The sequence below is a fragment of the Methylocystis parvus genome (genome assembly GCF_049675845.1).
Taxonomy (GTDB): Bacteria; Pseudomonadota; Alphaproteobacteria; order Rhizobiales; family Beijerinckiaceae; genus Methylocystis; species Methylocystis parvus_A.
On sequence record NZ_CP187161.1, the window covers coordinates 162798 to 187105 of the forward strand.

Sequence of the window (24308 nt, forward strand, 5' to 3'; positions counted from 1 at the left end):
GGCGGCGACGTCGTGCAGTTGGCGACGGGAGAGACCCCGGCGCTCAGGTCCGCCGCTACTGGACCTTCTTCATGTCAGCTAGCGCGGCGTTCGAATGTTTCACCGCCCCGTCGGCGTCGCCGAATCGGGCGCGCGCCTCGGCCTTCTTGAGGTGTTTGATGGCGCTGTGAATGAGCTTGTTCGCCGCGCGATTGGCGGCGAGCGCCTTTTCGTGCAACGCTTCGCGCGCATGGCCGAGGGCGCTGCGCAGATGCACGACGATCTCCTTCGTATCGGACCTCACCTCGTCCGAAACGGCTTCCTCCGTATGCTCGATAGCGGCGGCGAGATGCGCTCCTATCCCCGCCTGCGCCGCGACAGGCGCGAGGGCGAGCGTCAATCCGACGAATGCAGCGACTGTGAATTTCTTCATGTTTCGATCCTGACCACATGACGACTTCGCCTAGAGAGTGGGGAGGAAGAAGCGGGCAGGCAAGGGCTCGGGCCGAGCCGGCAGGTCGCGTCACGCACATGAATGGAACCCGGGAAGGGCGGGGTGATGACGGTCGCAGCCTGATAAGGACGCCAATCCGCGCCGTTGACCCGCTTCGGGCCGAGGCCGGGGCTGTCTTTGACTTAAATATATGAAAAACAATAAAATTTCTGTGATTTCTGCATCTCTGGATGCCTGGCCTCGCAGATGCAGTCTGGCGTCGTGATCAGCCTTTGATAGCCGTCAATAGTTGCGCCCGGCGCTAAAGCCCCGTCGCAAGGTAGGCGCGCGCGACTTCCGTCTCCTGCCGTCGGGTCGCCCGCTTCCTTGATCGCTTTCGCGGAATCGTGCACAAGGCGCGTTCATGACCCCGGAATCCTCGGGGCTTCTCGCTTTTCCCGGAAGGGCTGAAATGTCGGAGATTTTGCGCGTCGGCATCGCGGGGCTCGGCACCGTCGGCGCGGCGGTTGCGCGGCTTCTCCATCGGCAGGCGGAGGCGCTCACGGCGCGCACCGGCCGCCGCATCGTCGTCACGGGCGTCTCCGCGCGAGACCAGGCCAAGAAGCGGGACGCGGATTTCTCGGGCGCGGAGTTTTTCTCCGACCCGGTGAAGCTCGCGGCCTCGGAAAAGATCGACCTATTCGTCGAGTTGATCGGCGGCTCCGAAGGGGCCGCGCGGGCGGGCGTCGAGACGGCGCTGGCGCATGGGAAGTCTGTCGTCACCGCCAATAAGGCGCTGCTCGCCGCGCATGGGCTGCATCTGTCGCACCTTGCGGAGGAAAAGCATGCCGCGCTCGCCTTCGAGGCCTCGGTCGCGGGCGGCATTCCGATCGTCAAGACGCTGCGCGAGGGCCTCGCCGGCAATTCGATCGAGCGCGTCTATGGCATTCTCAACGGCACCTGCAATTACATCCTCTCGCGAATGGAGCGCGAACAGCTTTCCTTCGAGGAGTGCCTGAAGGAGGCGCAGCGCCTCGGCTACGCCGAGGCTGATCCGACCTTCGACATTGGTGGTTTCGACACGGCGCACAAGCTCGCCATTCTCACTTCGCTGGCATTCGGCACGCGCATCTCGGCCGAGGCGATCGACATCGAGGGCATCGAGCGCGTGACGCTCGCCGACATCGAGGCGGCGGACGAACTCGGCTTCCGCATCAAGCTGCTCGGCGTTGCGCAACGCACGGCGGACGGCATCGAGCAGCGCGTCCATCCGACGATGGTCAGCAAGAATTCGACGATCGCGCAGGCGATGGGCGTGCTCAACGCCGTCACCATCGACGCCGACGCGGTGCACGAACTGACGCTGGTTGGCCCCGGCGCCGGCGGCGACGCCACGGCCTCGGCGGTCGTGGCCGACATCGCCGACATCGCCAAGGGCGTGCGCTCGGCGCCCTTCGGCCTGCCGTCGGCGCAGCTCGCCGAGCTGAAGCGCACGCCGATGCGCCGGCACGAGGGCGGCTATTACATCCGCATGTCGGTCAAGGACGTCGCCGGCGCCTTCGCCAAGATCGCGACGCGCATGGCGGAGCGCAAGATTTCGCTGGAGAGCATCGTGCAACGCGGCCAGCGGGGCGCGCCCGGCGCCTGCGTCGACGTGATCCTCATCACCCACGCGACGAGCGAGCATCTCGTGCGCGAGGCGCTGGATCTGATCTTCCAGGACGGCACGATCGTGTCGCGCGCGCAGGTCATCCGCATCGAGCGCGAATAGCGCGCGGGAGAGGCTCATGCCCCAACAGCCGAAGCTCGACGCCGCGTCGATCGAAAGACTGCTCACCATCGAGCTCGCCCGCGCCACCGAGCGCGCGGCCGTCGCCGCCGCGGGGCTGCGGGGACGCGGCGACGAGATGGCCGCCGACCGCGCGGCCGTCGAAGCCATGCATGAGGAGCTGGCGCGGCTCCCCGTTCGCGGTCGCATCGTCATTGGCGAGGGCGACGACGGCGAGACGCAGAAGCTCTTCGTCGGCGAGGAGATCGGGTGTCCCGGCGGCTTGCATGTCGAGCTCGCGGTGGCGCCGCTCGAAGGCGCGACGCTCTGCGCGAAGGATCAGTCCGGCGCCATCGCCATCGCCGCGGCGGCGTCCTCCGGCACGCTGCTGCACGCGCCCGACATCTACATGGACAAGATCGCGATCGGCCACGGCTATCCCGACGGCGTCGTCGATCTGGACCGCGATCCGGCCGACAATGTGCGTGCGCTCGCCGAGGCGAAAGGCGTCTCGACGGGCGAAATCACGGTCTGCGTGCTGGACCGCCCGCGTCACGCCGAAATCATTTCCAAATGCCGCAAGGCGGGCGCCTGCGTGCGGCTGATCTCGGACGGCGACGTCGCGGGAATCATTTTCGTAACGGACTCGGCCGAAACGGGCGTCGACATGTATCTCGGCCGGGGCGGGGCGCCGGAGGGCGTGCTTGCCGCGGCGGTGCTGCGCTGCGCCGGGGGGCAGATGCAGGGGCGGCTCGTTCTGGAGAGCGCCGAGCAGCGCGCGCGCGCCGCGCGTCACGGCCTTGCCGATCCGCGCAAGAAATTTGGGGTGGCGGACATGGTGACGGGCGACGTCGTGGTTTGCGTCACGGGAGTCACGGACGGTCCGCTTGTCGATGGCGTCGTCTTCAACCGTGGCGGCGTCGAGACCGAGACGCTGGTCTTCCGCTCCGCGACCGGCACGATCCGCCGCATCGGAGCCTGGCGCCGGGCGCGCTGATCGCTGGCGGGCGCGGCGTCGACGAGGGGCGCGCGGCGCTCACGCTATTTCCACGTCACGAGCAACCGCGTGCCGATCCGCTTTCCGGCCTTTCTCGCCAGCGCCATCGCCCTGATGGCGATATGGGCGATTTCGCCCGCGCATTCTCCCGAGCGCTCCAACCCCTAGAGGCGGGTCGGCTTCTCAGGCCCTCATCTTCTGTGGTGGCGATGATGACCGCGAGGGCGCCTGCTGGGCGTGTCCTCTTCCGGCTCGGGCGCCGGCGCAGCGTTCATCGCCTCCTGAATCACGGCCGGTTGCGGCGCCTCCGCCTTCGCCTCCTCCGCCACATAGGGCGTGGCCAGCCGCTCGAGAATGGGCCAGTCCGCCGGCATCGGCTTGGCCGACAGGGGCTTCGGCTCCGCGATGAAATGGACGACGGAGGGCGAGCAAGCCGGATTCGGCGTCGCCGCCGGAACCGCGGCGATGGATGCGATCGCGGCGATGATCACGCCGCCCAGGACCATCACATCCGTCGGCCTCGGCAATCGCCAAGATGAATTGAGCATGGCGGTGTCCCCCTCGTTACGTCGGCCGCAAGCGGCCAAGTTGAGGAGAAGGATACGCCACCCTCCACCTTAGAGAAGCTGGCGCTTCGGCCCTGCACTAAAGTATGTGAGGCTTGACAGTAAGCCGCCCCCGCCCGCCTGCGATGCGGTCGGGAGCGTGCGGTGATCTGGCGTCCGTCGCTATGTGCGGGTCATTGCCCCGCGCTTGAGCCGTCGCCGTTCGGATAGAGCGAGCGCGGGACGGCGGCGGAACTCGGCGCGCGGCCGCCTGGAGCGAAGCCGCCGCCGGGCGCCGGGCCCGCCATCGGCCCGGGACCGGCCGAAGTCGACCCCATTGGCGCGCCGGGCCCCGCCGGGGGAAAGCCGCCGGGACGTCCGGGAGGCGGGCCGCCGGCGGAGGGGATGCCGGGATAGCCGCCGCCGGGCGGTCCAGGCGGGCGGCCGGGTCCGACGCCGCCGGGCGGGCCATAAGGGGGACGCGGTCCGTAGCCGGGCGGAGGACCGTAAGGCGGGCGCCCCGCATAGGGGCGACCCCAATAGCCGCCGTGGCGATATCCGTAGCCATAGCCATAGCCGGGGCCGTAGGACGGTCCGTAATCATAGCCGTAGCCGCCGCTGTAATAACCTGCTGTGGGGCCGCAGCCGGCGAGGCCCGCCGCCGCGAGCAATATTGTCCAGCGCAAATGTTTCATCTTCCCCCGCGTCGCTCCGTTGCAGTCCACACAGCCGTGCTATGGGAGACAGTCGCCCATTCAGGGTGAACCCCATATGAATGGCCAAGGATCGGGTTTGCCGCCCGCGCCGGCCGATTCGCCTCCCGAAAGCTGATCATACCCCATGACGCCCGCCGCCCAAGTTTCCGCCGCGATCGAAATCCTCGCGGACCTCTCCGAGCGCCGCCGCCCCGTCGCCGAGTCGCTGAAGGATTGGGGCGCCTCCCACCGCTTCGCGGGGTCCAAGGACCGCGCCGCCATATCGAGCCTCGTCTTCGATGCGCTGCGCAAGAAGGCCTCGGCCGCTTTTGTCATGGGCGACGAAACGCCCCGCGCCGTCATGCTCGGGGCGCTGCGCGAGGCGCGGGTCCTCGACGTCGCGGCGATCGCCGCGCTCTGTTCTGGCGAGCGCCACGCGCCGGCGCCCTTGTCCGACGATGAGCGCGAGCGGCTCGAGATGGCGACGCTCGACGGCGCGCCGGACCACGTGAAGGGCGACTATCCCGAATGGCTCGCGGAGCGCTTCGCGGCGGCCTTTGGCGAGCGCGCAGCGGAGGAGGGCGCGGCGCTCAGCCAGCGCGCGCCGGTCGATCTGCGCGCGAACATTCTGAAAGGGTCGCGCGAGCAGGCGCTCGCCAAGCTCGCCCATCTAAATCCAGTTCCGACGCCGCTCTCTCCCATCGGGCTCAGAATCGACGCCGGGCAGGGCAGGGGGCCGGCGCTCGCCGCCGAGACGGCCTATGTGAAGGGCTTCGTCGAACCGCAGGACGAAGCCTCGCAACTCGCCTCGCTGCTTTGCGCCGCCGGGCCCGGCGATCAGGTTCTCGATCTTTGCGCGGGCGGCGGCGGCAAGGCGCTCGCCCTCGCGGGGCAGATGCACAACAAAGGGCAGCTCTACGCCTATGACGCGGACGGCCGCCGCCTCATGCCGATCCACGAGCGGCTGGAGCGCGCCGGCGCCCGCAACATTCAGGTGCGGCAGCCCAAGGGCAAGGCCGACGTGCTCGCCGATCTCGAAGCCCGCTGCGATCTCGTTCTGATCCATCATCGACTTTGGCAGCCGGACGGGTTTTATGTGTGCGTGACGCGGGGGTGAGCTCATCGCGCGACGTGTGCGAGAGGAAATCGGATTTTGGGTCTCACTCCCTCTCCCCGCAGGCGGGGAGAGGGGGAGGGCGCCGATAAGGAACGACATGACCACCGCCACCGAAACCTTCCACCACGACATCGCCGACCGCCACGACAAGGTGCTCATCGTCGACTTCGGCTCGCAGGTCACGCAGCTCATTGCGCGGCGCGTGCGCGAAAGATCGCGCAAGGCGGTGATTTTGTCGGGCGGACCGGCTCGGTGACGGAGGAAGGCTCGCCCCGCGCGCCGCAGGCGATGTTCGAAGCGGGCGTGCCGGTGCTCGGCATCTGCTACGGCCAGCAGACCATGGCAGAGCAGCTCGGCGGCGTGGTCGAAGGCGGTCACGACCGTGAATTCGGCCGCGCCGAGATCCTCGCGCGGAACACAGCGCGCTGTTCGAAGGCGTCTGGTCTAAAGGCGAACGCTATCAGGTCTGGATGAGCCATGGCGACCGCGTAACCAGCTTGCCGGAAGGCTTCGAGGTTATAGGCACCAGCGATAACGCGCCGTTTGCCGCCGTCGCAGACGAGACGCGCCGGTTCTACGGCGTGCAGTTCCACCCGGAGGTCGTGCACACGCCCGACGGCGCCAGGATTATCGCCAATTTCGTGCACAACATCGCAGGCCTGAAGTCCGACTGGACCATGTCGGCCTTCCGCGGCGAGGCCATCGCGAAGATCCGCAAGCAGGTCGGCAACGGGCGCGTGATCTGCGGCCTGTCGGGCGGCGTCGACAGCGCGTGGCGGCCGTGCTGATCCACGAGGCCATCGGCGACCAGCTCACCTGCGTCTTCGTCGATCACGGCCTGATGCGGCTCGGCGAGGCGGAGGAGGTCGTCGAGCCTTTCCGCGATCACTACAACATCCCGCTGCGTGCACGTGTGATGCGGAGCAGTTCCTCGGCGCGCTGGAAGGCGTCGACGATCCCGAGACCAAGCGCAAGACCATCGGCAAGCACTTCATCGACGTCTTCGAGGCCGAGGCCAAGAAGATCGGCGGCGCCGCGCCAAAGTTTTGGCGCAGGGCACGCTCTATCCCGACGTGATCGAGAGCGTCTCCTTCACCGGCGGACCTTCCGTCACGATCAAGTCGCATCACAATGTCGGCGGCCTGCCGGAGCGCATGAACATGAAGCTGGTCGAGCCCTGCGCGAACTCTTCAAGGACGAGGTGCGCGCGCTCGGCCGCGAGCTTGGCCTGCCGGAAGCCTTTCGTCGGCCGCCATCCGTTTCCGGGTCCGGCCTCGCGATCCGCTGCCCCGGCGAGATCACGCGCGAGAAGCTCGACATCCTCCGCAAGGCCGACGCCGTCTATCTCGACGAAATCCGCGCCGGGCTTTATGACGCCATCTGGCAGGCGTTCGCGGTTCTGCTTCCTGCGCGCCGTCCGCACCGTCGGCGTCATGGGCGACGGCCGCACCTACGACCACGTGCTCGGCCTGCGTGCCGTCACGTCTGTCGACGGCATGACGGCCGATTTCTTCCACTTCGATATGGCTTTCCTCGGCCGCGTCGCGACCCGCATCATCAACGAGGTGCGCGGCGTCAACCGCGTCGTCTACGATGTCACCTCGAAGCCCCGGCCGGGAGACACAAAAGCTCGATCGTCCGCGCAAAGCTCGTGGACTATCTCGTCGGCCTCACGCGGCCTTGATTAGACGCGATCTCCATCATCCCGGCCGGGCCGCAGACGAGGCAATAGGTCTCTTTCGGCGGAAAGCCTAAAAGGATCTCCTCTATGTGGCGGCGATCAATCGGCCCCTGTTCAAAGGCCGGCGGCTCAGCCAAGGCGTCGACCATTTTGACGACGTGCAGATCAACCCGCGGGGAGAGACTCTCGATGAGCCGCAGCCCTGCGAGCGCGCCGGGAGTGCGACCGGCGTAGAGAAGGCGGAAGGCGCGCGCGTCGCCGCGGTCGGCGGCCTCCTCAAGCATGCCGACGAGGGGCGCGACGCCGACGCCGCCAGCGATCATGACGACATGCGCGCCGCCCGATGGCAGAATGAATCCGCCATGCGGCCCGTCGATGGCCACGCGGCGACCGGGCTCGATCGCGCCGAAGGCGTTGGTGCAATCGCCTGCTTCGCGAATGATCAGGCGCAATTTCGGCAGCATCTGCGGCGACGAGGCGATTGAAAATGGATGGTCGTGGAAGGGTGGGCTGTTCGGCGCGATGGTCAGCCATAGAAATTGACCGGCGCGAAACCGAAAGGCGCGTCGCTGCGGCGCGCGCAGGATGATCTGCCAGACATGGTCCGCCATCGGTTCGACCGACTCGACGACCCATCCCTGTCGCCACATGCGCCAGGGCCGCACGGCATAGGTGGAAAAAAGCGTCAGCAGCGCCCCGCCGCCGAGCAGCAGCCAGACCGCCTCGGGCAGAGGCGCGCTGCTGTAATCTCCGACCGCCAGTGCGTGGTGGAGAATGAGTCCCGCGACGACGATGGCGAGCGGCCCATGCGTCGCGCGCCAGAATTCGTAGCGCACGCCGCGGCGCGTCCGCAGCAACGCGAAACCGACGAGAACCACAAGCCCTGTAAGCGCGAAGGCGCCGGATAGCAGGCGGGGCCGAACCAGCATTTGGCTGAGCAGAACGAAGGCGCCTTGCGGGTCATCGATGAATGCGGGGACCAGCGGCGCGAGCGGATGCGCAAATGCGACCAGCAGCGCCACGACGGCGGCGATGCGATGGAAGCCCATGGTCCGATCTATCCCGACGCGTCCGGAAAGCGTTTCGAACCGGCCCGAACTCCAGAATTGGAGAAAGAACATGGCGCCCGAGACCATGGCGAGTCCGGCGCCGAGTTCGGACCAACGGCTCTCCGGCTCGATGCCGGTCGCCCAGGCGGCGAGAAGCGGCGCCGCGGCGGCAATGAGATAGAGGATCGCGAGCGCCTTGCCGGGAATCCCGGAGCGTCGGGCGGCAGCGGCGCGGTCGGAAGGGACCATCTTGTACTACCTCAGCGGGTCGGGGCGGCTTGCGGCGATTTGGGCAAAGCGGTTGTTGGAAAGAGCTGGGAATGCTCTCTCGATCGACAGGTTCCGCCGATGATTCTGACGCGTTTGTCCTTGGCGGCTGCGCTGAACGGCGGCATCGGGCGTTTTGAGCGCCTCCACGCCGAGACGGACATGACGCCGGCGCCTATGCGTTGGCCTGCACGCGTGGCCCCGTCAGCATCCCAAAATACAGCAGCACGAAGAGCCCGTAAGCGAGACTCCACAGGCCGGCCGCGACCGACAGGGCGACGAAATAATAATCGCCGGTCAAAGGCGCGGTGACGCGAAGGATCGCTGCGAGCGTGATCGCGACGTAGATCGCCACCGTTCCCCGATCCGCGGCGAGTTCGCGCCCCGTATGGCCGCGCGTCGCGCGCGTCATCACGGCCAGCGTCATTGTGCCGATGGCGCCGGCGGTGAGCGCATGCAGGGGCGCGGTCGGATCCGTGACGTCGACAAACTGGTTTGCGCCCATGAGCAACAGGCCGAGCGCAAGCCAGCCATAGCCCAGATGCAGCACGAAAAGGAGCGGCTCCGCTCCGGTGCTGGCGCCGCGCCAGCGCGTCAGCCTCAATAGAAGCGCGCATCCGGCGACGATCTGAAGAACGGCGGTCGGAGTCGTCTCGGGAAATGCGACCCAGGCCGCCAGCGCCGCCAGCGTCGTTGCGAGCGCGATACGATCGAGCGCGCCGAAGGGGGCGGGTTCGCCGACGCCGGGCAAGGTTTTCACCAGCCAGTTGCGGGTGAAGCTCGGCGTGATGCGCCCGCCGACGAGCGCGACCAGCATGGCGAGCGTCGCGACGCCCATCCGCGCCCCGAGGGCGCCGGTCGCGGCGACGCCCATGGCGTCGAGATGCGTGAGCAGGTTCCCGATGAAGAGAAGGGCGAGGGCCGCGACCATTGGAAGATTGCGCCAGTTTCGCCCGGTCGCGATCTCTCTTGCGACGACGACGAAGAATATGGCCGGAAAGGCGAGGTCGAGAGCCGCCGCGACAGCGGCCGGCGCGCTTGCTGACAGGAGGACGGCGACGCGTCCGATTAGCCACAACGCGACGAGGCCTCCAAGCGGGGCGCCCTGCAGGGGCATGCGCCCCGTCCAGTTGGGAATCGCGGTGAGCAGGAAGCCGGCGACCACCGCGCCGCCGAAGCCAAAGGCCATCTCATGCGCGTGCCAGATATGCGGCGAAAAGCGCGTTGGCAGGTCCGTGGCCATTTCGAAATAAGCCACCGAGAGAGGCAACCCCACCGCGGCCCATAGCGCAGCGCAGAGAAAGAAGGGGCGGAAGCCCGCCGAGAGGAAGCTCGTGAAAAAGCCGCTGCTCTCGGGAGCGCGGTAGCGCGGAATTGGTGGCACGGGGGGCCTCTCGTCCGGTTGCGACGTGACACAGGATGACCTGCAACCGCCCGAGCGGCAAACGAGGCTGTAGGGAGCAATTCGACGGCGACAAACGCCGGCTCCACGAGCGCTCCAATTAAATGTGGCCCTTACACGCCCCCGCCGTCACCGTCGCTCTCGTCATCGGCGGCCCCCGGCAGATCCATCGATGCGATCCGCTCCAGCGCAAGTTCTTCATGCAAGGCGTCGATGTAACCGAGGAGCTCTCGGATCGTATCGGTCGCGAGCGATGCGAACTCGGCTACGACGATCAGGGCAAAAAGCGCTGGCAGCAAATTAATCAGAAACGAAAAGGGCTCGCTTGGGGGGACGTTGGACACTCTGAAGCTCTCGACTCGGAGCACAGCGGAGAGTAAAGCGAGAGCGTAAGCGTATTTTCTGGACAGATAAACTGCGGCCAGGATGATCGGGAGCACGAAAAGCGGTCGCAGGGTAACGGTCCAACCGAGCTGTATGTCGGCCCAGGCGAGCAGGATGTCCACAATACAAAGAAACAAGAACCCTGATACTTTTTTGTCTTCGCCCGGCAGGATGTCAAAAAAAGATTCAAGTTTTTGATGGGCAAAAGTATCAAAATCTATTATATGTTCGGAAATATTCTGAATAAAATTCAGTTTACGTGCGTCGGTCATCATTGATCCGCTCGAATTCGTTGTGGAGTAAACTTACATTGCAGCTTTTTCTGGCGGTTGCCAAGTTCTCCCGCCAAAAAAACTCATCCCGATGGGGGTTTATGCCGTCCAAATTGGGCTGGCGAATGGCGCCTTGGCCTTGGCCGGCCCCGCGCAGCCACCATGCCGCGCTCGGCCAACTCTTGCGGGCCGCGCCAGCTCGCTTGCCGGGCCTGTCCCGGCGCTTCCTTGATCCCGCCACGCTCGCGGCCCTAGATGGGCGCATTCACCTATGCCGGGCAGGGCGATGCGGTCTCACTACGACGTTTTGGGGGTCAAGGAGGATGCGAGCGCGCGGGAGGTCAACGCGGCCTATCGTCGTCTCGCCAAGAAGCACCACCCGGACAAGGGCGGCGATCCCGCGACGTTCCAGCGCGTCACCGAGGCCTATAAAGTCCTCAAGAGCAAGCCGGCGCGCGAGGCCTATGATTTCGAGCACAAATTCGAGGATTTCCTCGACAAGACGAACAGGCGCACGCTGCGCCAGCGATTCGTCGATTTTCTGCGTCGTCACGCCTTCGCCTTTCTGACGGTCGTCGCCTTCCTGTTCGGGATCTTCCTGCTCGACTGGGGTGACGGGATACATGAGGATTTCAACCCCTTTCTGCTCGCGGCGGGTTGCGCCTCGATCCTGTTGAGCGTCGGCTTTTACGCCAATCGTCAGCGGGTCTATGAGGGCCTCGGCGAAGCGGTGACGCGCGCGATCTTCTCCATTCTGCTTTTCCTCTTCGACGTCGTGATGCGGGTCTATCTGATCCTCGTCGTCGCCTTTTCGGTCGTCGCGCTGCTCGCGCTGCTGAACTGGCTCAAGAAGAACTATCTGCATCTTCTGCCGCATCATTTCTGAAGCAGCTCGATCAGCGCCATGGCGGCCGCGGGGTTGCGCACCTTTGCGCCGCGAATGACGTAGAGGAAGACGTCGCGCGCGCTGCGCTTGGGGGTGTTGGCGCATAGACGCGGGAGATCGCCCGGCGCGCCGCCCTGCGCCCATTTTCTTGCGCGTTCGGCCCATTGGTCGAGCCGCGCGGCGTCATAGCCCTGACGCCGCGCCGCCGCCGTGCCCATGATGCGCGCATAGACGAAGGGCGCGGTGAGATCGGCGATCAACGGAAAATCCGAGTCGCCCTCCACCACGATGGCGACGTGATGCGCGCGGGCCAGCGCGACGAACTCCGTCGTTCGAAAGCTGTCGTTGCGCACCTCGATTGCGTGACGCAGCGCAAGACCCTCGCTCTGCTTCGGCAAGGCGGAAAGGAACGCCTCGAAGAAATCCGCGTCGAATTTGCGCGTCTGCGGAAACTGCCACAACACAGCTCCCAGCTTCTTTCCCAGCGCCGCGACGCCGCTGTCGAAGAAATGTGCAATGGAGTCCTGCGCCTCGTGCACGCCTTTGCGCGTCACCGCATAGCGCGGGGCCTTGATGCTGAAGACAAAGCCGTCGGGCGTCTCGTCCCGCCATTTGAGAAAGGTCTCGCGCGTCTGCGTTCGGTAGAAGGTGGCGTTGATCTCGATGGAAGTGAGATGGCGGCTCGCATAGTCGAGTTCATGCGTATGAGAGAGATCCTTCGGATAGAACACGCCGCGCCACGGCGCGAAGCTCCAGCCGCCGACGCCGACATATATGCGGCCCCCCGTCATCCGCGCACTCCTTTCGTCAGGTTCCGGAGCTAGCGCGCGCGTCGATGCAGGCGAGCGAAAGCTTGCGCTCCCGCGTCGTCGCGCCATGTGCGGAGAGTCTGAGTGGCTAACGGGCAATGTCATGGGCAAGAAAGGAAGCATTATGGCCAAGAAGAATTATTCGCCGCCGCTCGCCTCGGCTGTCGCTTCCATCGCTCTTGCGCTCGCCTCCTGCGACCGCGGCCCCGTTCTGCCTGAAAGCGTGGGTTACGGTCCAAACCCGACTCTGCCCGATCCGCGTCCGACGCCGAGCTTCGCCCCGCATGTCGACGTCGCGCCAGCGATAGGTTGGGGGCAGGGGGAGAAGCCGAAGCCCGCGCAGGGCCTGATTGTCACGGCCTTCGCGACGAAGCTCGAACATCCGCGCTGGCTCTACGAGCTGCCGAATGGCGACATCCTCGCCGCCGAAACCGACGCGCCCGAGAAGCCCGAAAACGCCGGTTTCAGCCTGCGCGGCATTGTTGAAGGGATGGTGATGCGCGAGGCGGGCTCTCATAAGGGTAGCGCTGATCGCATATCGCTCTTGCGCGACGCTGATGGCGACGGCGTCGCCGAGACGCGCACGGTTCTGATCGAAAAGCTGCATTCGCCCTTCGGCATGGCGCTTATCGGAGATAGACTCTACATCGCCAACGCGGATGCGCTTGTGCGCCTTCCCTATAAGGACGGCGATACGCATATCGACGCGACGCCCGAGAAAGTCGCCGAGCTGCCGGCGGGCCGCAACCATCATTGGACGAAAAGCCTGCTCGCGTCGAAAGACGGTTCGCGGCTTTATGTCGGAGTTGGCTCGAATTCCAATGTGGGCGAGAACGGTCTCGACGAGGAGAAGGATCGCGCGGCGATCCTTGAAATCGACCCGGCGAATGGCGCGACGCGCGTCTTTGCGAGCGGGCTGCGCAATCCCGTGGCAATGGGATGGAGCCCCGTCACCGGCGCCTTGTGGGCCTCTGTCAATGAACGCGACGAGATCGGCGACAATCTCGTGCCGGATTACATGACGTCGGTGAAGGAAGGCGGCTTTTACGGCTGGCCCTACAGCTATTGGGGTCAGCATATCGACGCGCGCGTGACTCCGCAGAACCCCGAACTCGTGCAGAAGGCGGTCAGGCCGGATTACGGGCTTGGTTCGCACACGGCCTGTCTGGGGTTCACATTTGTGCAGCAGGCGAATCTCGGGCCGTTCCAGAACGGGGCCATCGTCGCGCAGCATGGCTCTTGGAACCGAACGCCGCGCGCCGGCTATCGGGTGATCTTCGTGACCTTCGAGAATGGCGCGCCTGTGGGGATGCCGCAGGAAGTGCTGACCGGCTTTCTCAATGAGAAAGGCGAAGCGCGGGGGCGGCCCGTGGGCGTCATCATCGACAAGCGCGGCGGCTTGCTCGTGGCGGACGACGCCGGGGGCGCCGTGTGGCGCGTGAGCGGCAAAAGCGAACAGAAGCAGGCGACCGGGCAGTCCGCTACGCCCGTCCAGTAAAAGCCCTTCAAGAAGGAGCGCTTGCGGCGGCGTCCGTGTGGCCGCGCACGCCCCGCGGCCGCGGCTGTGTTATCATCCCTGCCGACTCAGCAGGGAGACACGCCCTCGTGCCAGACTTCTTATCCGGCCTTCTGGCCTTCGTGGTCTATTTCGCCGGCGCGGTCGGTTTCTGCGCCGTGTACTGCATGGTCTATACGCGCGTGACGCGCCACGACGAATTTTCCCTCATCGTCAATCAGCAGAGCGCGTCCGCCTCCATCGCTTTCGGCGGCAGCCTGTTGGGTTTCGCCATCGCGCTCGCGGGCGCCATTCATCACACGGGCTCGATCCCGGAATTCGTGATGTGGGGGCTCGTCGCGCTGGTGACGCAGATCGTCGCCTACGGCCTTGCGCGGCTCGCCTATCCCGGCCTCTCGCGTGCGATAGAGGAGAATGTCCTCGCCGCGGCCATTTGGGTCGCAGCGGTGTCGATTTCGGCCGGCCTTCTCAGCGCCGCCTGCATGAGCCCGTAACGCCATGACGGAAGAGAAACCGAAGGACTTCGGCAAGCGCGGCCCGCCGCCGGTCGTCATCCACAAGCCGAAGGCGCCGGGCGAGATCCTCTTTTCCGGGCAGAAGCGTTCGCTCGCCGTATCGCTCGCGCTCATGGGCGCGCTGACGCTCGGCGCTTATGAAACCTTCGACTGGATCGACCGCAAGCTCAATTGCGAACCCGATCCGGCTAATCCAGACGAGCTGATCTGCAAACATCACAGCAGCTCGGGGGGCTCCTCCTATCGCCGCTCAAGCAGCGCCTGGCATTGGGGGGGCGTCGGGGCAGCGGGATCGTCGCATGGCGCGTCGTTCGGCGGCTTCGGCCACTCGGGCGGCTTTTTTGGCGGCGGCTGATGAGAAGGGAAGCCTCCACACCTCGCGCCAACGTCAGGAAGCATTTCGACGAGATCGGCTTCGCCTATGCGCATATGGATGGCGAGCCTTATTGGGATGAAAGCGTCCGCTACGTCTTCACGCTGCGCCAGATCGAGGACGATATCGAGAAGGCGACGAGCGACGTCGAGGCGCTTTGTCATGAACTCGTCTGGCGCATCGTCGCCAGCGAGGAGATGATGGATCGCCTGCATGTTCCCAAACATGTGCGCGACCTTGTCGCCGAGAGCTTCCGAAAATGCGATTTGTCGCTCTACGGTCGCTTCGACTTCGCCTATGACGGGGAGAGCGCGCCGAAGCTTCTCGAATATAACGCCGACACGCCGACGAGTCTGTTCGAATCCGCCGTGGTTCAGTGGCACTGGCTCGAGCAGCTGATCGAGAGCGGCGAACTGCCTCGAGGCGCGGATCAGTTCAACGCGCTACACGACAAGCTCATTGCGCGCTGGGAGGCCATTGCGCCGAAGAGCTTCGTGCATTTCGCGGCGATGAGCGAGAGCGTCGAGGATTTTGGCACGGCGGCCTATCTCGCCGATTGCGCGACGCAGGCGGGATGCGCCGCCGCGCTTCTCGACGTCAAGGACATCGGGCTGAAGGGCTCGCAATTCATCGACCGCGACGGCCGTCGGATCGAGACGCTTTTCAAGCTGTATCCGTGGGAATGGATGTTTGCGGACGAATTCTCGCACGCGCCTGCGATGCGCTATACGCGTTTTGTCGAGCCGCCGTGGAAGGCTGTTCTCTCGAACAAGGGCATGCTCGCGCTTCTGTGGGAGCTCGCGCCGGGACATCCCAATCTGCTCGAATGCCATTTCGCCGACGATCCGGCTGCGGCGGATCTGGGCGAGAGCTACGCCAAAAAGCCTATCTATTCCCGCGAGGGCGCCAATGTCGTGCTGGTTGAGGGCGGCCGCGCCGTCGCCAGCGCGCCGGGCGGATACGGCGCCGAGGGCCATGTGCGGCAGGCGCTGCACATGTTGCCGAGCTTCGACGGGCGCTACCCCGTCATCGGCTCATGGGTCGTCGGCGGCGAGCCGGCCGGCGTGGGAATCCGCGAGGATTCGTCGCCGGTCACGTCAAACCGCTCGCGCTTCGTGCCGCACGCCATCATCGGTTAGCGTTCTCAGAACCGCGCCGCCGGATGGGTTTTTGGCTCCGGATCGACCCAGTCTTCAGCCTCGGTCGCGTAACGAAGGCCGCTCCATGCAAGAAATTCCGCCAAGTGATCCTCGACCCGGTCGCGCAAGGCGAAGTCGGGCTTGTAGACGAGGCGCCGCCACGGCGTGACCGGCGGCTCCAGCGTAACGGCGAGGACGTAATCGTCCTTCGTCTCGTCTTGCTCCGACGGCCCGAAGTGGGCCACGGCCACCCACAGCGGCGAGAAGCCCTTCTCGCCGATCCAGAACCCCCAGCCATAATCCTCGCCTTCCGCGTCTCCGATCTGCAGCGCGTCGCCTTCGCGCTCCCCAAGATAGCGGGCGAACTCCTCGGCGAGCTGCTTGCCGGGATGGCCATGCATGTTCTCCTCGCCGCTGGGATCGCCGGCGTAAGCGTCGGTGGCGATCTCGAATATGCGTCCGGCCCGCTTGTCCCGCGACATCACGACGGCGAGCCTGACATTCGCCGCCGAGATCAGACCCGCGATGAGAATGAAGGGAACGAGCAGCTCCTGCTCGGGCGTGAACTCATACATGGCGAGGGATGGGTCCAGCGCCGCCGAAACGCCCGTCAGCACGCCGAACGGAACCAGCAAAATCAGCGCCGCCAAAGTCGGCCCGGAAATTACGCCGAGCAGGATGTTCCAGATAAGTTGGCCTCGCGTCATCGTTCTCTGCGCCTCATCGCCCAAGCCGTTCGGCGAAGATTAAGCAAAAGAGGCCGCCTGGTGAAGCGCCCCGGCGTCCCGCGACTCCAGTCCGGCGCTAACTAGGAGGATTAATTAGGCGAAGCAGCGAAGGAGGCGACCATCATGCGACTGACGTCCGAAGCTTTCTTTGACGGCGGCCCGATCCCGCGCGAGCATAGCTGCGACGGCGAAAACCGCTCTCCGCCCCTGACATGGACCGGGGCCCCCGGCGAGACGAAAAGCTTTGTCCTGCTCGTGGACGACCCGGACGCCCCGAACGGAACCTTTCATCACTGGGCCTGCTACGACATCCCCGCCTATCATACCGAGCTTGTCGAAGGCGCGGGCCGCCCCGAGGGATTCGAGGACTTCCGGCACGGCGTGAACGACTTCCGGGAGCTAGGCTATAAAGGGCCCTGTCCGCCGCACGGACATGGACGCCACCGCTACCGTTTTCGGCTTCTGGCGCTGAACTGCGCGGAGTTGCCGATCCGCACGCACCCCACATGCGTCGAGGTGGAGGAGGCGGCGCGCAAGCATCTCGTCGCGGAGGCGCGGCTTGTCGGGCTCTATCAGCGCTGATCTCATCGATCGGTGACGGTCGGGCCGAGCTGCGGTAAGCATCGCCCCGAGGGAGCAGGCGGGGCCGATGGGGATCCTGGATTTTCTGAGAGGAAAGCGGCGCGCGAAGACCGACCCTGCGATCGCCGAACTGGCTGCGGCGATCGAGCGCAATCTGCGCGCCCTCGGCCTTTTCGTCGAAAGCCGACCGCACGGGGCGGCCTTCGTCGAAATCAGGGCGTCAACTTCGCAAAAGCTCGTCACAACGCCGGGCGACGCAGAGGCGTCAGGCGTCGCGTTGCTGCTTGCCGGAAAATACGATCCGCCCGCTCTCGTCTTCGAGCAGATCAACTCCGTTGCGCCAGGGCTGGGCGGCCGGATGGTCGGCGCCGTGATGGACGGGTTGCGCGCGGGGCCGGGCGTGTTGAGGCAGGTGAAGGTCAACGACCTGTCGCCGATCCAGAGGGACGGGCGACGCTGGTGGGAACACATGGCCGCGCGCCACGCCGACATCGACTGGCGCATCACCCATGACCCGGACGACACGCACTGGCCCGCGCCGGCGCGCATGGCGGACGACGTCACGCGGACGCCCGACTTCCTGCATAAGCAGAAGAAGCTCGACGAGCTGGCGCGCGAATTCGGCTGCGATCCGTCGCGGGTGACGCTGAGCCCCGAAAAGAGAGTCTTCGATTTTCTCGGCCAGAGCTTCGCTTCCGAGGGCGAAGCGACCCCGGATGGACGGGTGACGATCTATTACGATTCTCAAATGAGCGACGCGCGGCTCGGCTGCTGCCTCGCCCATGAACTCCAGCATCTACGCTATTTCACTGTGCGGGACGCCTATAACGCCGAGCCTGCGGGCGGCCCGCTGCATCTCGCCTTCGAGGCGTTCACGCCGGAATTGCTGGCCGCGCAGCGCGGCGTTTCGAACTATTCGAACGAGCATTGGGACGCCTGGAAAGGCGCCGCGCCGCCGCGGCTCTTCTCGGACGAACTCGCGGAAGGCGGCAGCGAGCCGATCAACGAGACCATCGCCGAGGTCGCCAAGGCCCTCTACAATTGGGGACCGGATGTGCGCATCAATCCGATATGGCGCGAGCTTCGCGAGGCTGTGGACGCGGCCTACGCGACGCTCAAAGATTGACGCCCATGCGCCGCAGCAGGGGCAGCATCAGCAGATAGGCTCCCGCCGTGCCGGCGACAGAGGCCGCAAGGGCCGTCCAGAAGCCGAGGCCGTAGCGGATTAGAAAAGGCAGCAGGGGGAAGAGCAGCAGGGAGGGGATGATGAGCCAGAAGATCTGGCCGGAAAGCTCTCCGATCTTCTCAGCCTCGGTCCCCTCCAGCCGCAGCCAGACGAAGGCGAGAAGCGACGTGAGCGGGAGCGACGCGACGAAGGCCGCGAAGCCCGTCGACCGCTTGGCGATCTCCGAGACGGCGACGATGACGAGGGCGGAGACGATGACCTTGACGGCGTAATAGAGCATGGCGGGGCGACTTTAGCCGGGGCGGGGCGGTGGGGCAACGGGCGTCGCCCGCCTCGCTCGCCTTTCGCGTCCGCCTGTGCTAACCCCAACGCCTCCCCTTGAGGGGACAAGAAAAACTGGTCGGGAAACCAAGGGTCGCGCGAGTCATGTCCGATATTTTCCATGAGGTCGACGAAGACGTCCGCAGGGACAAGGCCGAGGAGTTCTGGCGCCGCTATCAGACGCCGATCTTCGTCGTCGCTTTCCTGATCGTCGCCGCGACCGGCGCCTGGAGCTATTACCAGGACAAGCGTCTGAAGGCCGCCGAAGCCGCGAACGACCGCTATGTCGCGGCGGTGAAGCTGGCCGAAGAGGGCAAGAACGCCGAGGCCGCCGCCGCTTTCCAGGCGATCGCCAAGGACGGCCCCACGGGCTATGCGTCGCTGGCCCGCATCCGCGCCGCCGAGGTCAATCCCGACCGGGAGAAGGCGCTGGCCGAGCTGAACGCCATCGGCGAGGATCCGAATGTCGACAAGCTCACCCAGCAGATCGCGCTGCTGCGCGCCGCGCTGATCGTGCTCGAGGGCGACGACCGCCAGAAGCTCGAGACCGCGCTCGGCCCGCTGATGCTGTCGGATGGCCCCTTCCGCTTTTCCGCGCAGGAATGGAACGGGCTGGACTCGCTCTTCAACGACGATTTCGACGAGGCGGAGCGCGTCTTCGAGCAGGTGCTCAACAATGGCGACGCGCCGCAGTCCATGCGCCAGCGCGCCTCGGCCTATAAGGGCCTGCTGCACGCCAAGCGCGGCCCGAAGCCGGCTCCGGCGGCCGCCACGGGCGGCGGGGCGAGCGGCGGAAAGGTCGAAGTCGTGCCCGTGATCGAGCCGGAATCCGGCGGCGCCATGCCGGCTGGCTCCGCGCCGTTCGAGGCGTCGCCCTCGAAGAAATAAGCGAACCCTCTCTCGCCGCAGCGACAGAGGGCAAATCGCGGAAATCCATCGACCCTCTCCCACCGGGAGAGGGTTTCGCGTTATTGAAGGGCCGCAGCGCCCCAAGGTCTCGGAATATGTCCTTCTCCCTCGCCATCATCGGCCGTCCCAATGTCGGCAAGTCGACGCTCTTCAACCGGCTCACCGGCAAGAAGCTGGCGCTGGTCGACGACCGTCCGGGCGTGACGCGCGACCGCCGCGAGGGCGAGGGGAAGCTCGCCGACCTGCGCTTCACCATCATCGACACGGCGGGGCTGGAGGAAGGCGCCAGCGAGACCCTGGAAGGGCGCATGCGCGCCCAGACCGAGAGCGCCATTCTCTCGGCCGACGGGATTCTCTTCGTCATCGACGCGCGCGTGGGCGTGACGCCGGACGACAAATATTTCGCCGACCTCGTGCGCCGTGCCGGCAAGCCCGTGATCCTCATCGCCAACAAGGCGGAGGGCAAGGCGGGCGAGGCGGGCGCCTATGAGGCCTTTTCGCTGGGGTTGGGCGACCCGGTGCCGTTCTCGGCCGAGCATGGCGAGGGGATCGGCGCGCTTTACGAAGCGCTGCGCGAGGCGCTGCCGGAGCAGACCGCCGAGCCCGTCGAGGACGAAGAGCAGCAGGAAGAAAACCTCTATGACGACGAAGAGGACGGCAGCGACCTCGACGTCACCAAGCCGCTGCGCATCACGGTCGTGGGGCGCCCCAACGCCGGCAAATCGACGCTTATCAACCGCATCCTTGGCGAGGACCGTCTCCTGACGGGGCCCGAGGCGGGCATTACGCGCGACTCCATCGGCGTCGATTTCGTGTGGCGCGACCGCAAGATGAAGCTGTTCGACACGGCCGGCCTGCGCAAGCGCGCCAAGGTCGTCGACAAGCTCGAAAAGCTCTCCGCCGCAGACGCGCTGCGCGCCGTGCGCTTCTCGGAGGTCGTCGTGCTGCTCGTCGACTCGACCATTCCCTTCGAGAAGCAGGATCTCACCATCGCCGATCTCGCCGCGCGCGAGGGCCGCGCCTTCGTCATCGGGCTCGGCAAATGGGATCTGATCGAGGACAAGGGCGCGACGCTGACGAAGCTGCGCGAGGACGCCGAGCGCCTGTTGCCACAGGTGCGCGGCTGCCCGGTCGTGCCGGTCTCGGGCGCGACGGGGCAGGGGCTCGACAGGCTCATGGAGGCGATCGTCGCGACGCATGTCGTGTGGAACAAGCGCATCGCCACGGCGCGGCTCAATCGCTGGCTGCTCTCGGCCGTCGAGCAATCGCCGCCGCCCGCCATTTCCGGCCGTCGCATCAAGATTCGCTATATGACGCAGGCGAAGTCGCGCCCGCCGCATTTCGTGCTCTTCGGCAATCAGCTCGAGGAGTTGCCGGCGAGCTATGAGCGCTTTCTGATCAACGGCATGCGCAAGACGTTCGATTTGCCGGGCGTTCCTATTCGCATTTCCAGGAAAGCGGGCGACAATCCGTTTGCTGGGAAAAAGAAGGGCTGAATTTCAGGGAGTAGGAAATGTTCAAAAGGTTCGCCTTTGCTACCGCGCTTCTCCTCGCGCCCGCCGGCGTGGCGTCGGCGCAAAGCCTCGAAGACATTTTCGCGCCGACGGCGACCGACGGCGTCGTCGCCATGGAGCATATCCTCGCGGCGGCGCGCCAGGACGTAGATGGCGTCGTCACAGAGATCGAGCTGGAGCGCAAGAAAGGCCGCTGGATTTACGAGGTCGAGGTCGCGCGCGACAAGGAAAAGGTCGAACTCGTCTACGACGCGCACAGCGGCGCGCTGCTGTCCCGCAAGCGCGATTAAACCGCTTTCCGCGGAAGGGGAAACCGGTTCGGCGCGACAAAGCGCGTCAAAAAAGGCTGGAGCCGATCCGATGCAATCGGATCGGCAAAGCCTCTAGAGCCTCGCCGCCAGCGCGGCGCGCACGGCTCTCGCCAGCACCGCCAGCTTTGCGCGGGCGAAGAGCAATTCGAGCCTCAAGGCCTTGGGCAACTCGATCTGCACGCCCGCGCCAGTTTTCCCCCGGTTGCAGATATTTTCGGGGTGGCGCCCCGAGAGCGGGTGTCCTTCGCCTACGACCTTGGTTGCAAAGCCGTTTCCGGTCAGCACGGCGCCGATCTCGTCGCGCAACGCCTCGTGCAGGCCGCCAATCCAGATGGACGCTCCATCGTCGCCATTTTTGCGGCCGTGAACCGTCAGCACGACGTCGCTCACCGCGATGAGCGCCAGCGCGCGCGGTTCGTCGAAGCGGGTGGACGTGATGTGCATCGTGTCGTCGCGCGTGCGGCGGGAGAGGCTGTCGAAGCGGTACAGTGAGTGATCTGCGCCGGCGATGGCCGTCGCGAGATGAGACGTGCCCGGCTCGATCCAGCCGCCATGGGGCGCCACGATAGCGATGGGCGAGGGGCGCTGAACGACATGGATGCGATAGTGCACGCCTTCTATCTCCCGCGCCGCGAGCGCTGCGAAGCTTTCATATTGATCGGGCATGGGGTGAAAGTAGCGTAGGCGGCGTTAGGCGTCAGCAAGAGGATATTTGAAGCATGACCCTGAAACCTTCGCCCGAAAACATTCTCTCTCTCGGCATGTCCTTCTGGAACGCCAAGGCGCTTCTTTCAGCCGTCGAGCTTGGCGTGTTCGACGCGCTCGCGGAGGCGCCCGCCGGTCTCGCGATGCTGAGAGACAAGCTGGGCCTGCACGAGCGCTCGGCGCGCGATTTTCTGGACGCGCTGGTCGCGCTCAACCTGTTGGAGCGGGAAGACGGCGTTTACCGCAACACGGCCGAGACCGACTTCTTCCTCGTGCGCGCCAGGCCCAGTTATGTCGGCGGCTTGCTCGAGATGGCGAACGCGCGCCTTTACGAAAGCTGGGGCCATCTCACCGAGGCGTTGAAGACCGGCCGGCGTCAGAGCGAAAACAAGGAGGAGGGCGATCTCTTCGCGGCGCTCTATGCCGACCCCGAGAGGCTTCGCGGCTTTCTCGCCGCGATGAGCGGCGTCAGCGCCGGCGCCGCAAACGCCATTGCGGCCAAGTTTCCATGGGCCGGCTATAAGAGTTTCGTCGATGTCGGCGCGGCGCAGGGCATGGTTCCCGTGACTCTCGCGCAGGCGCATCCGCATCTGACGGGTGGCGGGTTCGACCTGCCGCAAGTGCAGCCGATCTTCGATGAGTTCGTCGCCGCGAATGGTTTGTCCGACCGTCTGCGCTTTTATCCCGGCGACTTTTTCGCCGGCGCGCTCCCATGCGCCGACGTCATCGTCATGGGTCACATCCTGCACGACTGGGACCTGGACCAGAAGCGTCTGTTGCTGAAGAAGGCCCATGACGCCTTGCCATCCGGCGGCGCTCTCATCGTCTATGAGGCGTTGATCGACGACGCGCGCCGTGAAAACGCCTTCGGCCTGCTGATGAGCCTCAACATGCTCATCGAGACGTCGGGCGGCTTCGATTATACGGGCGCGGATTGCCAGGGATGGATGACGGAGGCGGGCTTTTCACACACGCGCGTCGAACATCTCCTAGGCCCGGACTCGATGGTGATCGGGATCAAATGAAAAGGGCCAGGAGCTAGCTCCTGGCCCATGAAGCGGTGGAAGATTCGGTCAGCCGAAGACAGGGTGGGCGCCGGCCTTTGCGTGCATGGTCTGCGCCGCCTGAGCGTGCTTCGCGAGGCGCTGACGCACCTTCAGCCATTGCCGGAAATCGTGGAGGCGCTCGGCGCCGTAGGAGATCAGCCAAAGGATGACGGGACCCGCAAGCTGCAATTCGGGGTGCGCCCATACGACGTAGAAGAGATACCACGCTCCAAAGATGATCAGGAGCTGGAAGAGCCGGTGCTGGATCGTATGAAGCGTCGTCATGCGCGTTCTCCTCGATCAAAGGAGATAACCGCTCGACTTCAAGATTTTCCTTCGCCAAACAGTTGGATTTTATTGATTTCGTCTTGGCAAAGAGACGCTGAAAGCAGACGGCTGGCGCGCGCTTTCATCTTCGTCGGGGAAAGACACGGGCTCGATCGCGGCGGAGCCGTACCCCAGAAAAGGCAGCGTCCAGCCGCCGAATGCCGAGCCGTCCACTTTTGTGTTTTGTTGTTGATAAGTGCGAAAATCCTCCACGATCGGCGACGTCACGCGGGCGAGGGCGGCGACGGCGTCTTCCGTGTAGAGGCCGATCTGGCCCGAAGTGTAGATCGGGGGCTGCGTGTCGATCACGCTGGCGAGTTTGCGGTTATCAGCCGTGACGACAATAAGGTTTTCCAGCTGCGACACTTTGAAGGTCGTCCACGCGCCAACCGGAAAGGGTTGGCTTCCCGTCGCCATGAAACGCTGGCCGCCAGGGTACGCCGGGTCGCGCTTGCCGAGCTCCCATCCATCGGGCTTCAGCGCCAGATAGTAGAAATGGTCGTTGTCCTGGTAGTTCCATACGATCCAGGCGCATTCCCAGGAGTTGGGCTTGCCGCCCTGGCGCAATCGCCGAAGCGTTGCGACGCGGCCGGAAAAGACGATGGGATCCGAAGAATAGGCCTGCGAAAACAGCGCGAGCGCCGCATGCGTCTCCCCCGTCTGGCCTGGCGCCATCGTGGAGAGGACGAGCATTTTCTCGTGATCGGCGGTCAAGATTTCCAGAAGCGCGGCGGCAGCAGCGGCAAGCACTAGAACGGCGAGCCAGACGCGCTTTAGCCCTAGCGCCGCGCGCAATCTGGATCGGACCGTCTCGAACAAGGGCGTTTCCTTCAGATGCTTCGGTCTATGCGA

At 65.4% G+C, this 24308-nt stretch carries 25 protein-coding genes and 2 pseudogenes; 15 read left to right on the forward strand and 12 right to left on the reverse strand.

The genetic code is table 11. The annotated features are described in order from the left end of the window. Positions 1–55 precede the first annotated feature (55 nt). Positions 56–412 carry a small metal-binding protein SmbP gene (smbP, locus tag ACPFMJ_RS00940; protein WP_424362036.1) on the reverse strand — a complete coding sequence of 119 codons (357 nt, stop codon included), beginning with the start codon at positions 410–412 and terminating at the stop codon, positions 56–58. 472 nt (positions 413–884) lie between these two features. On the opposite strand from smbP, the gene ACPFMJ_RS00945 reads away from it, so the two are divergent. Together ACPFMJ_RS00945 and glpX are read left to right on the forward strand one after the other, a co-directional pair. After that, positions 885–2183, forward strand: a complete 1299-nt coding sequence (locus tag ACPFMJ_RS00945) for a homoserine dehydrogenase (protein WP_424363762.1) — start codon at positions 885–887, stop codon at positions 2181–2183. Positions 2184–2199: 16 nt separating this feature from the next. Next, positions 2200–3177 (forward strand): class II fructose-bisphosphatase, encoded by a 978-nt coding sequence (glpX, locus tag ACPFMJ_RS00950; RefSeq protein ID WP_424362037.1) that lies wholly within the window; start codon positions 2200–2202, stop codon positions 3175–3177. Between the two features lie 191 nt (positions 3178–3368). On the opposite strand, the gene ACPFMJ_RS00955 is transcribed toward glpX, so the two are convergent. Together ACPFMJ_RS00955 and ACPFMJ_RS00960 are read right to left on the reverse strand one after the other, a co-directional pair. Beyond that, a complete protein-coding gene (locus tag ACPFMJ_RS00955; protein WP_424362038.1) occupies positions 3369–3725 on the reverse strand; it encodes a hypothetical protein in 357 nt (118 codons plus the stop codon). 191 nt (positions 3726–3916) lie between these two features. Further along, positions 3917–4417: a hypothetical protein gene (locus ACPFMJ_RS00960; RefSeq protein ID WP_424362039.1), complete on the reverse strand. Its 501-nt coding sequence runs from the start codon at positions 4415–4417 to the stop codon at positions 3917–3919. 145 nt (positions 4418–4562) lie between these two features. Here ACPFMJ_RS00960 and ACPFMJ_RS00965 point away from each other — a divergent pair. Both ACPFMJ_RS00965 and guaA read left to right on the forward strand, forming a co-directional pair. Further along, positions 4563–5480: pseudogene (locus tag ACPFMJ_RS00965) on the forward strand (RsmB/NOP family class I SAM-dependent RNA methyltransferase); the annotation flags it as partial. Between the two features lie 151 nt (positions 5481–5631). Further along, positions 5632–7222 (forward strand): annotated as a pseudogene (gene guaA / locus ACPFMJ_RS00970) (glutamine-hydrolyzing GMP synthase). On the opposite strand, the gene ACPFMJ_RS00975 reads toward guaA, so the two are convergent. From ACPFMJ_RS00975 to ACPFMJ_RS00985, 3 genes are all read right to left on the reverse strand, one after another. Further along, on the reverse strand, positions 7191–8513 hold the full coding sequence (locus ACPFMJ_RS00975) for a ferredoxin reductase family protein (protein WP_424362040.1): 1323 nt from the start codon (positions 8511–8513) through the stop codon (positions 7191–7193). The pseudogene guaA and the gene ACPFMJ_RS00975 overlap by 32 nt on opposite strands. Before the next feature lie 193 nt (positions 8514–8706). After that, positions 8707–9915: an NnrS family protein gene (locus ACPFMJ_RS00980; protein ID WP_424362041.1), complete on the reverse strand. Its 1209-nt coding sequence runs from the start codon at positions 9913–9915 to the stop codon at positions 8707–8709. Positions 9916–10046: 131 nt separating this feature from the next. Then, positions 10047–10592, reverse strand: a complete 546-nt coding sequence (locus tag ACPFMJ_RS00985) for a hypothetical protein (protein ID WP_424362042.1) — start codon at positions 10590–10592, stop codon at positions 10047–10049. 283 nt (positions 10593–10875) lie between these two features. Between ACPFMJ_RS00985 and ACPFMJ_RS00990 the strand changes: the two genes are divergently transcribed. After that, complete coding sequence (locus ACPFMJ_RS00990) at positions 10876–11475, forward strand: J domain-containing protein (RefSeq protein WP_424362043.1); 600 nt, start codon at positions 10876–10878, stop codon at positions 11473–11475. Here ACPFMJ_RS00990 and ACPFMJ_RS00995 read toward each other — a convergent pair. Further along, entirely contained in the window at positions 11466–12266 is an 801-nt protein-coding gene (locus ACPFMJ_RS00995; protein ID WP_424362044.1) for a DUF72 domain-containing protein, read from the reverse strand. The two genes, ACPFMJ_RS00990 and ACPFMJ_RS00995, sit on opposite strands and share 10 nt — an antisense overlap. Before the next feature lie 142 nt (positions 12267–12408). Here ACPFMJ_RS00995 and ACPFMJ_RS01000 point away from each other — a divergent pair, with 142 nt between their 5' ends. The 4 genes from ACPFMJ_RS01000 (at position 12409) to ACPFMJ_RS01015 (ending at position 15827) form a co-directional block, all read left to right on the forward strand. Next, positions 12409–13782 (forward strand): PQQ-dependent sugar dehydrogenase, encoded by a 1374-nt coding sequence (locus tag ACPFMJ_RS01000; protein WP_424362045.1) that lies wholly within the window; start codon positions 12409–12411, stop codon positions 13780–13782. Positions 13783–13889: 107 nt separating this feature from the next. Beyond that, a complete protein-coding gene (locus tag ACPFMJ_RS01005) occupies positions 13890–14294 on the forward strand; it encodes a DUF350 domain-containing protein (protein WP_424362046.1) in 405 nt (134 codons plus the stop codon). A 4-nt stretch (positions 14295–14298) separates the two neighbouring features. Next, complete coding sequence (locus ACPFMJ_RS01010) at positions 14299–14670, forward strand: hypothetical protein (protein WP_424362047.1); 372 nt, start codon at positions 14299–14301, stop codon at positions 14668–14670. Next, positions 14670–15827 (forward strand): glutathionylspermidine synthase family protein, encoded by a 1158-nt coding sequence (locus ACPFMJ_RS01015; protein ID WP_424362048.1) that lies wholly within the window; start codon positions 14670–14672, stop codon positions 15825–15827. The genes ACPFMJ_RS01010 and ACPFMJ_RS01015 overlap by 1 nt, the downstream gene beginning before the upstream one ends. 5 nt (positions 15828–15832) lie before the next feature. On the opposite strand, the gene ACPFMJ_RS01020 is transcribed toward ACPFMJ_RS01015, so the two are convergent. Then, entirely contained in the window at positions 15833–16534 is a 702-nt protein-coding gene (locus ACPFMJ_RS01020) for a hypothetical protein (protein ID WP_424362049.1), read from the reverse strand. A gap of 144 nt (positions 16535–16678) precedes the next feature. Here ACPFMJ_RS01020 and ACPFMJ_RS01025 point away from each other — a divergent pair, with 144 nt between their 5' ends. After that, a complete protein-coding gene (locus ACPFMJ_RS01025; protein ID WP_424362050.1) occupies positions 16679–17137 on the forward strand; it encodes a YbhB/YbcL family Raf kinase inhibitor-like protein in 459 nt (152 codons plus the stop codon). 67 nt (positions 17138–17204) lie between these two features. Then, entirely contained in the window at positions 17205–18263 is a 1059-nt protein-coding gene (locus tag ACPFMJ_RS01030) for a hypothetical protein (RefSeq protein WP_424362051.1), read from the forward strand. On the opposite strand, the gene ACPFMJ_RS01035 is transcribed toward ACPFMJ_RS01030, so the two are convergent. Next, positions 18253–18603: a DUF3147 family protein gene (locus ACPFMJ_RS01035; RefSeq protein ID WP_424362052.1), complete on the reverse strand. Its 351-nt coding sequence runs from the start codon at positions 18601–18603 to the stop codon at positions 18253–18255. The genes ACPFMJ_RS01030 and ACPFMJ_RS01035 overlap by 11 nt on opposite strands. Positions 18604–18749: 146 nt before the next feature. Between ACPFMJ_RS01035 and ACPFMJ_RS01040 the strand changes: the two genes are divergently transcribed. The 3 genes from ACPFMJ_RS01040 to ACPFMJ_RS01050 all read left to right on the forward strand — a co-directional run bounded on the left by ACPFMJ_RS01040 (position 18750) and on the right by ACPFMJ_RS01050 (position 21357). Next, positions 18750–19532 carry a tetratricopeptide repeat protein gene (locus ACPFMJ_RS01040; RefSeq protein WP_424362053.1) on the forward strand — a complete coding sequence of 261 codons (783 nt, stop codon included), beginning with the start codon at positions 18750–18752 and terminating at the stop codon, positions 19530–19532. 116 nt (positions 19533–19648) lie between these two features. After that, on the forward strand, positions 19649–21049 hold the full coding sequence (der, locus tag ACPFMJ_RS01045) for a ribosome biogenesis GTPase Der (protein ID WP_424362054.1): 1401 nt from the start codon (positions 19649–19651) through the stop codon (positions 21047–21049). Positions 21050–21066: 17 nt separating this feature from the next. Continuing rightward, positions 21067–21357, forward strand: coding sequence for a PepSY domain-containing protein (locus tag ACPFMJ_RS01050; protein ID WP_424362055.1), 291 nt, complete (start codon positions 21067–21069; stop codon positions 21355–21357). A 93-nt stretch (positions 21358–21450) separates the two neighbouring features. On the opposite strand, the gene ACPFMJ_RS01055 is transcribed toward ACPFMJ_RS01050, so the two are convergent. Then, entirely contained in the window at positions 21451–22044 is a 594-nt protein-coding gene (locus tag ACPFMJ_RS01055; RefSeq protein ID WP_424362056.1) for a poly-gamma-glutamate hydrolase family protein, read from the reverse strand. A 53-nt stretch (positions 22045–22097) separates the two neighbouring features. Between ACPFMJ_RS01055 and ACPFMJ_RS01060 the strand changes: the two genes are divergently transcribed. After that, complete coding sequence (locus tag ACPFMJ_RS01060; RefSeq protein ID WP_424362057.1) at positions 22098–23108, forward strand: methyltransferase; 1011 nt, start codon at positions 22098–22100, stop codon at positions 23106–23108. A 48-nt stretch (positions 23109–23156) separates the two neighbouring features. Here the strand turns inward: ACPFMJ_RS01060 and ACPFMJ_RS01065 are convergent, their stop codons facing one another. After that, complete coding sequence (locus ACPFMJ_RS01065; protein ID WP_424362058.1) at positions 23157–23414, reverse strand: hypothetical protein; 258 nt, start codon at positions 23412–23414, stop codon at positions 23157–23159. A 69-nt stretch (positions 23415–23483) separates the two neighbouring features. Further along, positions 23484–24275 carry a hypothetical protein gene (locus ACPFMJ_RS01070; protein WP_424362059.1) on the reverse strand — a complete coding sequence of 264 codons (792 nt, stop codon included), beginning with the start codon at positions 24273–24275 and terminating at the stop codon, positions 23484–23486. Positions 24276–24308: the final 33 nt, after the last annotated feature.